This window comes from Pseudomonas sp. NY15364 (assembly GCF_048068235.1).
In the GTDB taxonomy this organism is placed as follows: domain Bacteria; phylum Pseudomonadota; class Gammaproteobacteria; order Pseudomonadales; family Pseudomonadaceae; genus Aquipseudomonas; species Aquipseudomonas mendocina_D.
Genome location: NZ_JBLUPX010000008.1, coordinates 126,339 through 139,251, shown reverse-complemented (window position 1 = coordinate 139,251; position 12,913 = coordinate 126,339). Strand labels below are relative to the sequence as shown.

Sequence of the window (12,913 nt, the reverse complement as noted above, 5' to 3'; positions counted from 1 at the left end):
CAGCGCTACCAGCGATTGAGCAGGGCGCACAACGAGCGCTCGCCGGGTGGGGAGGGCGGGGCGAAGCGCGGCATGTCGCGCAGGGCGATCCACAGATCGCCTTGCCATTCCAGCAGGCTGATGCGTTGAGCGGTGAGTGCGTGTTGGTTTTGGGGCTGGCCGAGCGCTATCATCCGATGAATCTGGGTCAGAGCATGATCACGTCGCCTTATGGTGACGTGATATCTGAGCATGGTTGACAGTGGGATAAATAAATCTGTCCCCTTTTCTTCAAGCAGCTCAAGGATGGCAAGCAATGATCACACTCGAAGCCCTCGAAAAGCTCCCTCGCAGCAAAGCCCTAGCCTGTTCAATAGGGGCTGGCGGCGCTTTAGGCGTCCTGGCTTATATAGGGCTGAGGTTCTACGAGAATAACGACGCTGGCTTTTTCTCCGTCGCGTGTTTTGTCTCAGCTATCTGGTTAAGCCTTGTATCGACGCGCTGGAATCCGCTGCTAGGTGTGAAGCAGCTCTATCTATTCGATTGGCCTATCGTGGCTGCGGTGGCTTGGTTCGTGACCATCAACGTGCCTCAGCTAGGCCACAAGCTACTGATCGGCGCGTGCACAGCTATCTTTGCGACCGCCGGCGCGGTATCGGTGCGTAGAAAACGGTTGGGGGATTAGTAGCTTGAGTGGTGGTTGCTTGGTGGCGCATACAGTTAATCGTGGTCTGTCCCCTATTGTTCATCAAAGCGCTAACTAATGGGGCAGAGAATAAACCCGCCCCCTTTTCCCTTTAAGCGGTCAGTCCTGCTGATTAAATAAAAACAGTCTACCGATTGGGTCGCTCGCCTGAACGGATTGCCTCGACGATTCCTGGCATCGTTGGGCCTGAATCCGATGACAATAGCCCAGTGTCAGACCTGCTAAATAGAGCCTGAAGAATAATGTCTCTAGAAGATTCATCGATTTTTCCGCTCTCACTTAGAGATAAATATAAGTAAGTCAATTGCTCGCGTTCCTCGGCGTCTCGCATTAGGTGGAATGAGCTAAACGTGAGCTTTGCTAAAGTTCTAGCAAGAAATGCATATACCGCTACTATTGAGCCGAAAATTACAACGCCTTGAAGGGTGTTTAGTTTTAAATTGACCTCTTTTCCCTGTAGCCAAGTGGTGAAGAAGTCATGAAAGTAAACTAGGGCCAGTAAAATCGCTGCAATTAGTGCTAGAGCCCATAGTGCTCCATGTAGGCCATATTTTTTTGCTGAATCTCGCCAGTATTGGGCTGGCTTTTCTAATCTGAGTTTTTCTTGGTATAAGCTCTCTAGTTCTTGAATTCTAGAGTTGCATGTGTCCATGTAGTCGGAGAATTTATCTCTCTGATCACCGAGTTGCGTTGTGTGAGCTGTTTTTTCTTCTTCTAATACGGCTTCTAGTTCCGTTTTTTTGTTTTCAAGCCAGTCTTTGAATCCTGTCTTTAGTTCGTCTGTCTCACGTATTACGCTGGAGGTTGCTGAATCTAGATTGTTCCTGAGCTGAGATATAGATTTCTTCTCGCCAGTTCGACGCTTTGCTATTTCTGAGCCTTGAAGAAGAAATTCATATGCTATAACTGTTCCTATGAAACCTGCTTGAGTAGTTGTGTCTACTATCTTCTTCTCGATTACAAAGCTAGAGAATGCTGATGCGGCCTGTAATCCATAGGTTGCTTGGCAGTCAATAAATTGAGCTGTGAATGGATGCCCGCTCCATATCCATCTTGGAGATAGATGCTGCAAGGAATTTCTATACAGTTCTTGGTATGCAGCTCTATAAGCTTGGTCATCCCACGAGTCAAGCTTTTCTTCCCATGTTGATGTTGTATCTAATGCAGTTTGAAAAAAGTTTATACAGTCAAAGTAAGGGTGTTTTCTAGTGTTGCCCTGGTTTAATGACGAGGATGAACTGCTATTTGTCCAGAAACCTAACTCTTTCTGGATGAAGGCCCTTAGTTCTTTTATGTTTGTGAATTCCCACTCTCTTTTCGTTGCGTCAATAAGGGTTATTGCTATTTTTATAGTCACAAGAAGTCCTAGGTGAAAGTCGGGGGGAATATGTTTCTCTTGTAGAGTGTCACGGGTAAATACTCTGAAAATCTACAGTAGTAAATCCATTCAGTCGCTTGCTCCCGACTAATATCACGGGCACACCATTACCGCCAATAGCGTTATAGGCTCTGCGAGCATTCTGGTTTTTCTCGATGTCGTATTCGACGAAGCTGATGCCGTTACGCCGGAAATACTGGCGGGCCTGCTTGCAGTAGCCACACCAAGCAGCTGAGTACATGATGACGCGCTGCGATGTCGCGCCTTGGGCTGGCGTGAAGGATTCGTAGCTGACGCTTTCGTAGGAATTGATCTTGAGCGAGAGTTGCTCGGCTTGATCCTTGTCCTTTGGCTTGTCGCCGAAATGGACGCGCCCGTTCTCATCCGTCCACTTGTAGATTTCCGCAGAGCAGATCAGCGGCAGGATGGCGACCAGGGCAAGGAGGAATCGGGTCATGCGGCAGCTTCCATGCAGGGGAGGGCGTGCTGGCTGACCCAGGAGCGCCACTGTTCAGGCAAAAGAGGTGTCCCCTTTCTGCCTCAAAACACCATGCAATGGATACTAGCCAATAGCCGGCACCGGCGAAAGCCCTGTTTTTACAGGCGTCCAGCGCCTACCGAGTGAGGTGGCGCTTTTTCATAATCCCCAGCGCGCACCATCCCCAACCCAACAATTCCCCACCCCAAAAACAACAAAACCCCGCCAACGCGGGGTTCTGCTTATGCACTGCTTACAACAATCAAACGTTAAAGCGGAAGTGCATCACGTCGCCGTCCTTGACGATGTAGTCCTTGCCTTCCAGGCGCCATTTGCCGGCTTCCTTGGCGCCGGCTTCGCCTTTGTACTGGATGAAGTCGTTGTAGGCGATGACTTCGGCGCGGATGAAGCCTTTTTCGAAGTCGGTGTGGATGGCGGCAGCCGACTGCGGGGCGGTGGCGCCGACTTTGACTGTCCAGGCACGCACTTCCTTCACGCCAGCGGTGAAGTAGGTCTGCAGGTTGAGCAGCGAGTAACCGGCGCGGATCACGCGGTTCAGGCCCGGCTCTTCCATGCCCATGGTTTCGAGGAACATCTGCATCTCTTCGAGATCGTCCAGTTCGGCGATCTCGGCTTCGATCTTGTTGCACACCGGTACGACGATGGCGCCTTCTGCGTCGGCGATGGCTTGCACCACGTCGAGGTGCGGGTTGTTCTCGAAGCCGTCTTCGGCGACGTTGGCGATGTACATCACCGGCTTGGTGGTGAGCAGGTGGAAGGTCTTGGCCAGGCGCTTCTCGTCGTCACCCAGGTCTTTGAGCAGGCTGCGTGCCGGCTTGCCTTCGGTGAGGTGGGGGATGAGCTTTTCCAGCAGGGCCTTTTGCGCCACGGATTCCTTGTCGCCACCCTTGGCGGTACGTGCCACGCGCTGCAGTTGTTTCTCGCAGCTGTCGAGGTCGGCCATGATCAGTTCGAGGTCGATGATCTCGATGTCGCGCTTGGGGTCGACGCTGTTGGCCACGTGGATGACGTTCTCGTCTTCGAAGCAGCGCACCACGTGGGCGATGGCGTCGGTCTCGCGGATGTTGGCGAGGAACTTGTTGCCCAGGCCTTCACCTTTCGACGCGCCTGCTACCAGGCCGGCGATGTCGACGAATTCCATGGTAGTGGGGATGACCTTCTCGGGCTTGACGATCTCGGCCAGGGCATCCAGGCGCGGGTCGGGCATGGGCACGATGCCGCTGTTCGGCTCGATGGTGCAGAAGGGGAAGTTTTCTGCGGCGATGCCGGACTTGGTGAGGGCGTTGAACAGGGTGGACTTGCCGACGTTGGGCAGGCCGACGATGCCGCAGTTGAATCCCATGGTGTGTCCCTCGGGGAAAGGTGGTTACTTGGTGTAATGCTGTTCGCTTAAGGTTGCATGCGTTTGGCTCCCCTCTCCCATTTATGGGAGAGGGGCTGGGGGAGAGGGCTGACAGCACCGCAAAACTGCCAGTTTTCCCCTCTCCCTAACCCTCTCCCCAGAGGGGCGAGGGGACTGATCGTGCTCGACCATTTCTTGCGTGAACCGCATCAGATTACTTGCTGGCCTTCTGGCTATGCAGTTTGCGCATGGCCACGGTCCAGTCGCCGGCGAGTATTTCCGGCAGGACGTCCAAGGCGAAATCGATGCTCTTGTCGAGCAGTTCCTGTTCGCTGCGTGGGGCGCGTCCGAGCACGTAGCCGGATACCAGGCTGGCGTGCCCCGGGTGGCCGATGCCGAGCCGCAGGCGATGGAAGTTATTCTGGTTACCGAGCTGGGCGATGATGTCGCGCAGGCCGTTGTGCCCACCGTGGCCGCCGCCCTGTTTGAGCTTGGCGACGCCGGGTGGCATGTCGAGTTCGTCGTGGGCCACCAGGATCTCTTCGGGCTTGAGCTTGAAGAAATTGGCCAAGGCCGCCACGGACTGGCCGCTGCGGTTCATGTAGGTGGTGGGGATGAGCAGACGAACTTCGCGCCCCTGATGGACGAATTTGCCCACCAGGCCGAAATATTTGCGATCTACGGAGAGGTTGGCGCGCTGGCTCGCGGCCACGCGCTCAACGAAAAGGGCCCCTGCATTGTGCCGGGTCTGGTCGTATTCGGGGCCGGGGTTACCCAGGCCAACGATCAGTTGTACGGCAGTCATACAGGAGCCCTTTCGTGAACATGGCCCGGCGTGATCGCATGCCGGGCCAGCTACTGACGATTACTCGGCAGCGCCTTCGCCGGCAGCTTCTTCACGAACGCGCGGCAGGTGGATGCTGGCTACCGGCAGGTCACTGCCGTGGGCCAGAGCAACCAGCTCAACGCCTTTCGGCAGCTTGATGTCGGACAGGTGAACGGTCTGGTCAACAGCGACAGCTGCCATGTCGACTTCGATGAATTCCGGCAGGTCTTTCGGCAGGCAGGAAACTTCGACTTCGTTCAGGGCGTGCAGAACTTCGCCGCCGCCTTGCTTGACGCCAACGGAGCTGGCTTCGTTGATGAAGTGCAGCGGTACGTGGGCGGTCAGTTTCTGGCCGGCAACGACGCGAACGAAGTCAGCGTGCAGAACGAAGCCTTTGGCCGGGTGGCGCTGCAGGGCTTTGATCAGTACGTTTTCTTTGGTGCCGGCAACGTCCAGGCTCAGGACGTGGCTGAAGGCAGCTTCGTTTTCCAGCAGCTTGGCCAGGTCTTTGGCCAGCAGGCTGATGGATTGCGGGGCTTTGTCGCCACCGTAGATCACGGCAGGGACCATGGACACGTTACGACGCAGGCGGCGGCTCGCACCTTTCCCCAGGTCGGAACGCACTTCGGCATTCAGGGCAAATTCAACAGTCATTTCACTTCTCCAAAATAACCAAACCGCCTTGTGGCTTGCGACCAGCCTCGGGCGGTAGGGCAAAAAGCCCCGCACGAGGCGGGGCGCTTAACGTCAGCGGGTTCCTTAGCGGAACATCGCGCTGATCGATTCTTCATTGCTGATGCGGCGAACCGCTTCGGCGACGACCGGGGCGATGTCGAGCTGGCGAATACGCGAGCAAGACTGCGCTGCTGCGGACAGCGGGATGGTGTTGGTGACCACCAGCTCGTCCAGCGACGAATTTTCAATGTTCTCGATGGCGCGGCCGGACAGCACCGGGTGGGTGCAGTAGGCGTAGACCTTGGCGGCACCGCGCTCTTTCAGCGCTTTGGCGGCGTGGCAGAGGGTGCCGGCGGTGTCGACCATGTCGTCGACGAGGATGCAGGTACGGCCTTCGACGTCACCGATGATGTGCATCACCTCGGACTGGTTGGCTTTCTCACGACGCTTGTCGATGATCGCCAGGTCGACGCCCAGGCTCTTGGCCACGGCGCGGGCACGAACGACGCCGCCGATATCGGGGGAGACGATCATCAGGTTGTCGAAGCGCTGGTCTTCGATGTCGTCGACCAGGACCGGGGAGCCGTAGATGTTGTCCACCGGAATGTCGAAGAAGCCCTGGATCTGGTCAGCGTGCAGGTCGACGGTCAGCACGCGGTCGATACCGACCACGGTGAGCATGTCGGCCACTACCTTGGCGCTGATCGCCACACGTGCGGAACGCGGGCGGCGATCCTGACGGGCGTAGCCGAAGTAGGGGATGACTGCAGTGATGCGAGTCGCCGAGGAGCGGCGGAAGGCATCAGCCATCACGACCAGTTCCATCAGGTTATCGTTGGTGGGTGCACAGGTCGGCTGAATCAGGAAGACGTCCTTACCGCGGACGTTTTCGTTGATTTCGATCATGATTTCGCCGTCGGAGAACTTACCGACCGACGCATCGCCGAGGGGAATGTGCAGCTGACGAACGATCCGTCGCGCCAGATCGGGGTTTGCGTTCCCCGTGAAGACCATCATCTTGGACACGCGCAGTACCTGCCGGCTGGGGGTATACCTGGATGGGTATGGAAAATGGCAGGGGCGGCTGGATTCGAACCAACGCATGCCAGGATCAAAACCTGGTGCCTTACCGCTTGGCGACGCCCCTATATTCAGTATCGAATGCTGCTTGACTCGGTTTGCGATGCCTCCCGGAGGAGGTTATGGCAGGGGCGGCTGGATTCGAACCAACGCATGCCAGGATCAAAACCTGGTGCCTTACCGCTTGGCGACGCCCCTGTATCGTATAACCGAATGCTGAGCATTCACTTCTTGGCCAATGCTTGGAGCCTGCGGTGCAGCATCGAAATGTTGCGACCTTGAGCGACAAAACTCGGCAGAGTGCCTGGAAGTTGGCGGGCGACTTTATCAGCATCGTCCCTATTTGGGAAGCTCCCAAATATGCAAGCTCCAGTGCCGGTCAATCTAGCCTGAACAAATTTGTTCAACAAGATCAAAGCGTTACGAACTTCAGGGTAACGCTTCTCTACGACCGGCTGGCAGTCGTTTCGACCACCCCCCGCAAGAAGGCTGCGAACTTTAATGGGCGGCGTATCCCGTGTCAACTCGGGCGAGCCGAAAACTTCTGCTGTGCTTACAAAGACTTGCGGCGCGGCAACGAGGAACCAGGGTTCTTCCAGTTCGACGGGCGTCAGGCGCTCGCCAACGCCCTCCGCAAAGGCCGCACGACCGCGCACGAATACCGGCACATCGGCGCCCAGGGCCAGGCCCAGTTCGGCCAGGCGATCTTCGCCCAATTGGGTATTCCACAGATGGTCGAGTCCGAGCAGGGTGGTGGCAGCGTCCGAACTGCCGCCGCCGATGCCGCCACCCATGGGCAGGCGTTTGTCCAGCCAGATATCGGCGCCCAGCGCGGTGCCTGACGCTTCCTGCAAACGCCTGGCGGCGCGCACGATCAGGTTGCTGTCATGTGGCACGCCGTCGATAGGCGTATGCAGGCGGATTTCGCCATCCTGGCGGACGCTGAAGCCAAGCTCGTCGCCGTGGTCGAGAAACTGAAACAGGGTCTGCAGCTCGTGATAGCCATCGGCGCGACGGCCGAGGATATGCAGCATCAGGTTGAGCTTGGCAGGGGCGGGGAGGATCAGTTCGGCGTGGGTGGGGATGGCGGTGTTGGTCATGGGGTGCGCTGAAGAGTCGTGTTAGGGGCTTGTCTCCCCTCTCCCGCTTGCGGGAGAGGGGCGGGGGAGAGGGGCGGCAAATCACCCTCTCCCCGGCCCTCTCCCATAAATGGGAGAGGGAGTGGTCCGCGGAAGTAGTTGCCCGCGCGGCCTATCCACCGGCTGCGTGCTATGGGAGGCGCTGGACAAGCTGTCGCGGCTGAAGCCCCTACCACAGGATCTGCGGTGAGCTTATTGACCGAGCTGACGCGGCTGCCAGTCCTTGATCACCAGGGTCACTTCCAGGTTTTGGCCGTAGAGCTTCAGGCGCTCCGGCAGGGCGTAGCCGTTTTGCTCGGTGTAGCGTTGGTATTCGACCTTCCAGCCGTCCTGCTCCAGTTGCGCCAGGTGGCTTTCGCCATCAAGGGTGATGCGGCTGTGGCTTTCCGGGGCGGGCAGGCCGCGAATCCACCAGAGCAGGTTGGACACCGGCAGGTCCAGGCGCAGTTGTTCGCGCAGCAGGTCTTCCGGCGATTCGGCGCGGTAGAGGCCACGGTTGGACACTTCCAGCAGGATGTCACCCGGGCGGCCGGTCAGGCGGGCGGCGCCGCCACCGAGCGGGCCGGACAGGCGAATGTCGTAGTAATCCTGGCGCTGCAGCCAGAACAGCGTGGCGCTGCCGGAGTCTTGCGGGGCGCGAATGCCGATCTTGCCGTTGATCTGCCAGCCATCGAGCTGGGTGATCTGCAGCTTGTGAGCCTTCCATTTGGCCGGGTCGCCCTGGCCTTCCAGCGCTTCGCGCGAGGTAAGGCCGGCGCAACCGGCAAGCAGGGCGATAAGGCTGAATACGAGTAGGTGACGAAGCATCAAAGAGTCTCGGAACCGGTCAGGCGCAACAGCGTGTCACGCAGAATGGGGCTGTCTGGCGCATCGGCGAAGGCGTCGCGCCAGACGCGTTTGGCTTCGCGCTGTTTGCCCCGGGCCCAGAGCACTTCGCCGAGGTGCGCGGCGACTTCGTGGTCGGGGAATTTCTCCAGGGCCTGGCGCAGCAGGCGCTCGGCCTCATCGAGGTTGCCCAGGCGGTAGTTGACCCAGCCAAGGCTGTCGAGAATCGCCGGGTCGTCCGGGTTGAGCTGGTGCGCTTTCTCGATCAGCTCGCGCGCTTCTTCATAACGCGTGGTGCGGTCGGCCAGGGTGTAGCCGAGGGCATTGAGTGCCATGGCGTGTTCCGGCTCGCGCTGGATGATGTAGCGCAGGTCGGTTTCCAGCTGGGCCAGGTCATCGCGCTTTTCCGCGAGCATGGCGCGGGTGTAGAGCAGGTTGAGGTCGTTGGGATACTGCTCCAGTCCCTCGTTGATCACTTTCCAGGCCGGCTCGACCTGGCGGCGATTGCTCAGGCCTTCGGCTTCGATCAGGTACAGCTGGATGGCGTAATCGGGCTGCGCGTCGCGTGCCTGGGCCAGGCGCGCGCTGGCTTCGTCGATGCGCTGTTGAGCGAACAGCAGTTCGGCCTGGCGTTGCTGGGCCGGCAGATAGTCGTTGCTCGGACCGACCTGGGCGTATTCCTGCAGGGCGCTGTCGTTGTCGTTCAGTGCCTCATAAGCGCGGCCAAGGTTGTAGTGCGCGGCATCGACATGGCTGCGGCGCTCGACCAGCTCTTCCAGATAAACGATGGCTTCTTCCCAGGCTTCGGCTTCCAGGCACACCAGGGCCAGGGAGAAACGCAGGTCGTCGTCGTTGGGGTTTTCCTGCACCAGCTTGGAGAATTCGCCCTTGGCGTCGTCGAGGCGATCCTGCTCGACCAGCAGGCGCGCGTAGGTCAGACGCAGGCGTTTGTCTTCGGGGTTGTTGCGGATGCCTTTCTGCAGCAGTGGCATGGCCTCTTTGCCGCGGCCGAGGCTCTGCAGCAGGCGAGCGCGTAGCAGGATCGGCGACACCTCATTGGTGCTTGCAGCGCTGTCTTCGAGCAGTTCCAGGGCCTCTTCGGCCCGGCCGTCCTGTTGCAGGAGGATGGCCTTGCCGAACAGCAACTGGCTGTTGTCCGGGTTCTTGCTCAGCAGGCGGTCGAAGCCTTGCAGCAGCCCGGCGCGGGTGTCCGGGTCGGTTTCCGCGGCGGACAGGGCGAGGAAATCGAAGTGGGTATCGCCCTGGCGCTGCAGCACCTGCTCCATAAAGGTCATGGATTCGTCGTAACGGCCGGCACGGGCCAACTGCACGGCGGCGGCGCGTTGCGCATCGATGTTGCTCGGCGCGTTACGGGCCCAGATCAGTGCGCTATCGAGCGCAGGCTGTTCAGCGCCGAGGTACTCGGCAATGCGGAAGGCGCGTTCTGCAACGCCGGCATCGCCGGTGATCTGTGCCTGCTGCACATAGTTGCCGAGGGCGATGTCGAAGCGATTGCGCTGCCCGGCCAGCTCCGCAGTGAGCAGGGCGAACAGGGTTTCCTGGCTGAACGAGCCGTACTCGCTCGGCTCCAGCTGGGTGGTCTGGTCGGCTTCCTGTACCGGCGGTGTACCGTCCGGCTCGCTGGGGGCGAAGGTTTGGCAGCCGCTGAGGAAGGCGAATGCAGTGAGCAACGCGAGGGGTCTGTTCATAGTGCCTTGTCGTGCGTTATTCCGGGGCGGGGGCCGTGCTGGCGCGTGCCCTGCGACGTTCGCGGCATCATGACACAAGCCTTGGAGCAAGCCCACTGGCCAGGACGATGCGGCGAACTGTCTATTGGGACAATAGGTCGCGGGAGTTGTTCTCTCGGGGGCGAAGTAGGACAATTGCCGGCTCCCGTATTGCCCCTCAGCGACCCTGCATGGCCTTTATCGCCCTCGGTATCAACCACAAGACCGCCTCGGTAGAGGTGCGCGAGCGCGTTGCCTTTACTCCTGAGCAACTGGTCGAGGCGTTGCAGCAGCTGTGTCGGCTGACGCCCAGCCGTGAGGCAGCGATCCTCTCCACCTGCAACCGCAGCGAGTTGTACCTGGAGCAGGATCAGCTGAGCAGCGACGAAGTGCTGCAGTGGCTGGCCGACTATCACCGCCTGAGCGTCGACGAACTGCGTGCCTGCGCCTACGTGCACAGCGAGGACGATGCGGTTCGGCACATGATGCGCGTCGCCTGCGGGCTCGACTCGATGGTACTGGGCGAGCCGCAGATTCTCGGTCAGCTCAAGTCCGCCTACGCCGTGGCGCGTGAGGCCGGCACCGTCGGGCCATTGCTGGGGCGCCTGTTCCAGGCCACCTTCAGCACCGCCAAGACAGTGCGCACCGACACTGCCATCGGCGAGAACCCGGTGTCGGTGGCTTTCGCTGCGGTCAGCCTGGCCAAGCAGATCTTCGCCGACCTGCACCGCAGCCAGGCGCTGCTGATCGGCGCCGGCGAGACCATCAGCCTGGTGGCGCGCCATCTGCACGATCAGGGCATCAAGCGCATCGTCGTTGCCAACCGCACCCTGGAGCGTGCCAGCCAACTGGCCGAGCAGTTCGGCGCGCATGCGGTGCTGCTCTCGGACATTCCCGACGAGCTGGCGCACAGCGACATCGTCATCAGCTCCACCGCCAGTCAGTTGCCGATTCTCGGCAAGGGTGCGGTGGAAAGTGCGCTGAAAAAGCGCAAGCACAAGCCGATCTTCATGGTCGACATCGCCGTGCCACGCGATATCGAGCCGCAGGTGGGCGAGCTGGATGACGTCTACCTCTATACCGTCGATGACCTTCACGAAGTCATCGAGGAAAACCTCAAGAGCCGCCAGGGCGCAGCGCAGGCTGCCGAGGAACTGGTGGCTGCCGGCACCGACGACTTCATGCAGCGCCTGCGCGAGCTGGCCGCGGTCGATGTGCTCAAGGCCTACCGCCAGCAGGCCGAACGCCTGCGCGACGAGGAACTGGCCAAGGCCCAGCGCATGCTGGTCAATGGCAGCAATCCCGAGGACGTGCTGGCGCAACTGGCGCGAGGCCTGACCAACAAGCTGCTGCACGCGCCCAGCGTGCGCATGAAGAAACTTACTGCCGAGGGGCGCGTTGATGCGCTCAGCCTGGCCCAGGAATTGTTCGCCCTCGACGAGAGCGCGCCGCAGGACAAAGGTCTGCAATGAAAGCTTCACTGTTGAACAAGCTGGATAACCTCAGCGACCGCTTCGAGGAACTCACGGCGCTGCTCGGCGATGCCGAGGTGATTTCCAAGCAGACGCAGTTCCGCGCCTATTCCAAGGAATATGCCGAAATCGAGCCGGTGATCGCGACCTTCCGTGAGCTGCGCAAGGTGCAGAGCGACCTCGAAGGCGCTCAGGCGCTGCTCAAGGAAAGCGACCCGGATCTACGCGAGATGGCCGAGGAAGAAGTGGCACAGGCCAAGGAAGCGTTGGCCAGTCTCGAAGACAAGCTGCAACGCATGCTGCTGCCCAAGGACCCCAACGACGGTCGCAACGTCTACCTGGAAATCCGCGCCGGTACTGGCGGTGACGAGGCGGCGATCTTCTCCGGCGACCTGTTCCGCATGTACTCGCGCTATGCCGAGAGGCAGGGCTGGCGGGTCGAGGTGCTGTCGGCCAACGAGGGCGAGCACGGCGGCTTCAAGGAAGTGATCGCCCGTGTCGAGGGCGACAACGTCTACGCCAAGCTCAAGTTCGAGTCCGGTGCTCATCGCGTGCAGCGCGTGCCGGAGACCGAATCCCAGGGCCGCATCCACACCTCCGCCTGCACCGTGGCGGTGCTGCCGGAGCCGGACGAACAGGCCGCCATCGAGATCAACCCGGCCGATCTGCGCGTCGATACCTATCGCAGCTCCGGCGCCGGCGGTCAGCACGTCAACACTACCGACTCGGCGATCCGTATCACCCACATTCCCACCGGCACGGTGGTGGAGTGTCAGGAAGAGCGCTCGCAGCACAAGAACCGCGCCAAGGCCATGGCCTGGCTGGCGGCCAAGCTGCAGGACCAACAGGAAGCGGCGGCGCACAAGGAAATCTCCGAAACGCGCAAGCTGCTGGTGGGGTCCGGTGATCGCTCCGAGCGCATCCGTACCTACAACTTCCCGCAGGGCCGGGTGACCGACCACCGCATCAACCTGACCCTGTATTCGCTGAACGAAGTGATTGCCGGTGGCGTGGAAGCGGTGATCGAGCCGCTGCTGGCCGAATACCAGGCCGACCAGCTGGCGGCACTGGGCGATTGATTGCAGCGGTGCGCATTGCGCACCCTGCGGCGAAATTTGACCGGTCACGAATCAGTCCCCTCGCCCCTCGGGGAGAGGCTTAGGGAGAGGGGGCTTGACGGCACGCCCTCTCCCCCCGGCCCCGCTCTGCGCCCCAGCCCCTCGCAGAGCTCAGGGCGCTTGAGCGGGCGAAGCGATGCTTCGCTA

The 12,913-nt window shown here is 60.1% G+C and carries 13 protein-coding genes and 2 tRNA genes; 3 read left to right on the top strand and 12 right to left on the bottom strand.

Translation table 11 applies throughout. From position 1 onward, the window contains the following. Positions 1-5: 5 nt before the first annotated feature. Complete coding sequence (locus tag ACNFCJ_RS09565; RefSeq protein WP_416771005.1) at positions 6-296, bottom strand: hypothetical protein; 291 nt, start codon at positions 294-296, stop codon at positions 6-8. On the opposite strand from ACNFCJ_RS09565, the gene ACNFCJ_RS09560 reads away from it, so the two are divergent. Continuing rightward, positions 296-664 carry a hypothetical protein gene (locus ACNFCJ_RS09560; RefSeq protein ID WP_416771004.1) on the top strand — a complete coding sequence of 123 codons (369 nt, stop codon included), beginning with the start codon at positions 296-298 and terminating at the stop codon, positions 662-664. The two genes, ACNFCJ_RS09565 and ACNFCJ_RS09560, sit on opposite strands and share 1 nt — an antisense overlap. Before the next feature lie 148 nt (positions 665-812). Here ACNFCJ_RS09560 and ACNFCJ_RS09555 read toward each other — a convergent pair whose 3' ends face one another. The 11 genes from ACNFCJ_RS09555 to ACNFCJ_RS09505 all read right to left on the bottom strand — a co-directional run bounded on the left by ACNFCJ_RS09555 (position 813) and on the right by ACNFCJ_RS09505 (position 10,158). Then, complete coding sequence (locus tag ACNFCJ_RS09555; RefSeq protein WP_416771002.1) at positions 813-2,042, bottom strand: DUF6161 domain-containing protein; 1,230 nt, start codon at positions 2,040-2,042, stop codon at positions 813-815. Positions 2,043-2,091: 49 nt separating this feature from the next. Beyond that, the gene (locus tag ACNFCJ_RS09550; protein WP_416771000.1) at positions 2,092-2,520 is read right to left on the bottom strand and encodes a glutaredoxin domain-containing protein; all 429 of its coding nucleotides are present in this window, start codon (positions 2,518-2,520) and stop codon (positions 2,092-2,094) included. Between the two features lie 283 nt (positions 2,521-2,803). Continuing rightward, positions 2,804-3,904 (bottom strand): redox-regulated ATPase YchF, encoded by a 1,101-nt coding sequence (gene ychF / locus ACNFCJ_RS09545; protein ID WP_106732849.1) that lies wholly within the window; start codon positions 3,902-3,904, stop codon positions 2,804-2,806. 214 nt (positions 3,905-4,118) lie between these two features. After that, a complete protein-coding gene (pth, locus tag ACNFCJ_RS09540) occupies positions 4,119-4,709 on the bottom strand; it encodes an aminoacyl-tRNA hydrolase (RefSeq protein ID WP_416770997.1) in 591 nt (196 codons plus the stop codon). 60 nt (positions 4,710-4,769) lie between these two features. Continuing rightward, on the bottom strand, positions 4,770-5,384 hold the full coding sequence (locus tag ACNFCJ_RS09535) for a 50S ribosomal protein L25/general stress protein Ctc (protein WP_099522359.1): 615 nt from the start codon (positions 5,382-5,384) through the stop codon (positions 4,770-4,772). A 105-nt stretch (positions 5,385-5,489) separates the two neighbouring features. Further along, positions 5,490-6,431, bottom strand: a complete 942-nt coding sequence (locus ACNFCJ_RS09530; RefSeq protein ID WP_106732851.1) for a ribose-phosphate pyrophosphokinase — start codon at positions 6,429-6,431, stop codon at positions 5,490-5,492. A 46-nt stretch (positions 6,432-6,477) separates the two neighbouring features. After that, positions 6,478-6,552, bottom strand: a tRNA-Gln gene (locus ACNFCJ_RS09525). A 56-nt stretch (positions 6,553-6,608) separates the two neighbouring features. Beyond that, positions 6,609-6,683, bottom strand: a tRNA-Gln gene (locus ACNFCJ_RS09520). A 26-nt stretch (positions 6,684-6,709) separates the two neighbouring features. Then, positions 6,710-7,585: a 4-(cytidine 5'-diphospho)-2-C-methyl-D-erythritol kinase gene (gene ispE, locus ACNFCJ_RS09515; protein WP_416770995.1), complete on the bottom strand. Its 876-nt coding sequence runs from the start codon at positions 7,583-7,585 to the stop codon at positions 6,710-6,712. A gap of 231 nt (positions 7,586-7,816) precedes the next feature. Next, a complete protein-coding gene (lolB, locus tag ACNFCJ_RS09510; RefSeq protein ID WP_416770994.1) occupies positions 7,817-8,434 on the bottom strand; it encodes a lipoprotein insertase outer membrane protein LolB in 618 nt (205 codons plus the stop codon). Then, complete coding sequence (locus ACNFCJ_RS09505) at positions 8,431-10,158, bottom strand: tetratricopeptide repeat protein (RefSeq protein WP_416770993.1); 1,728 nt, start codon at positions 10,156-10,158, stop codon at positions 8,431-8,433. The genes lolB and ACNFCJ_RS09505 overlap by 4 nt, the downstream gene beginning before the upstream one ends. Before the next feature lie 209 nt (positions 10,159-10,367). Between ACNFCJ_RS09505 and hemA the strand changes: the two genes are divergently transcribed. Both hemA and prfA read left to right on the top strand, forming a co-directional pair. Continuing rightward, positions 10,368-11,648, top strand: coding sequence for a glutamyl-tRNA reductase (hemA, locus tag ACNFCJ_RS09500; RefSeq protein ID WP_125835899.1), 1,281 nt, complete (start codon positions 10,368-10,370; stop codon positions 11,646-11,648). Beyond that, a complete protein-coding gene (gene prfA / locus ACNFCJ_RS09495) occupies positions 11,645-12,727 on the top strand; it encodes a peptide chain release factor 1 (protein WP_256836591.1) in 1,083 nt (360 codons plus the stop codon). Before hemA ends, prfA begins: the two co-directional genes overlap by 4 nt. Positions 12,728-12,913: the final 186 nt, after the last annotated feature.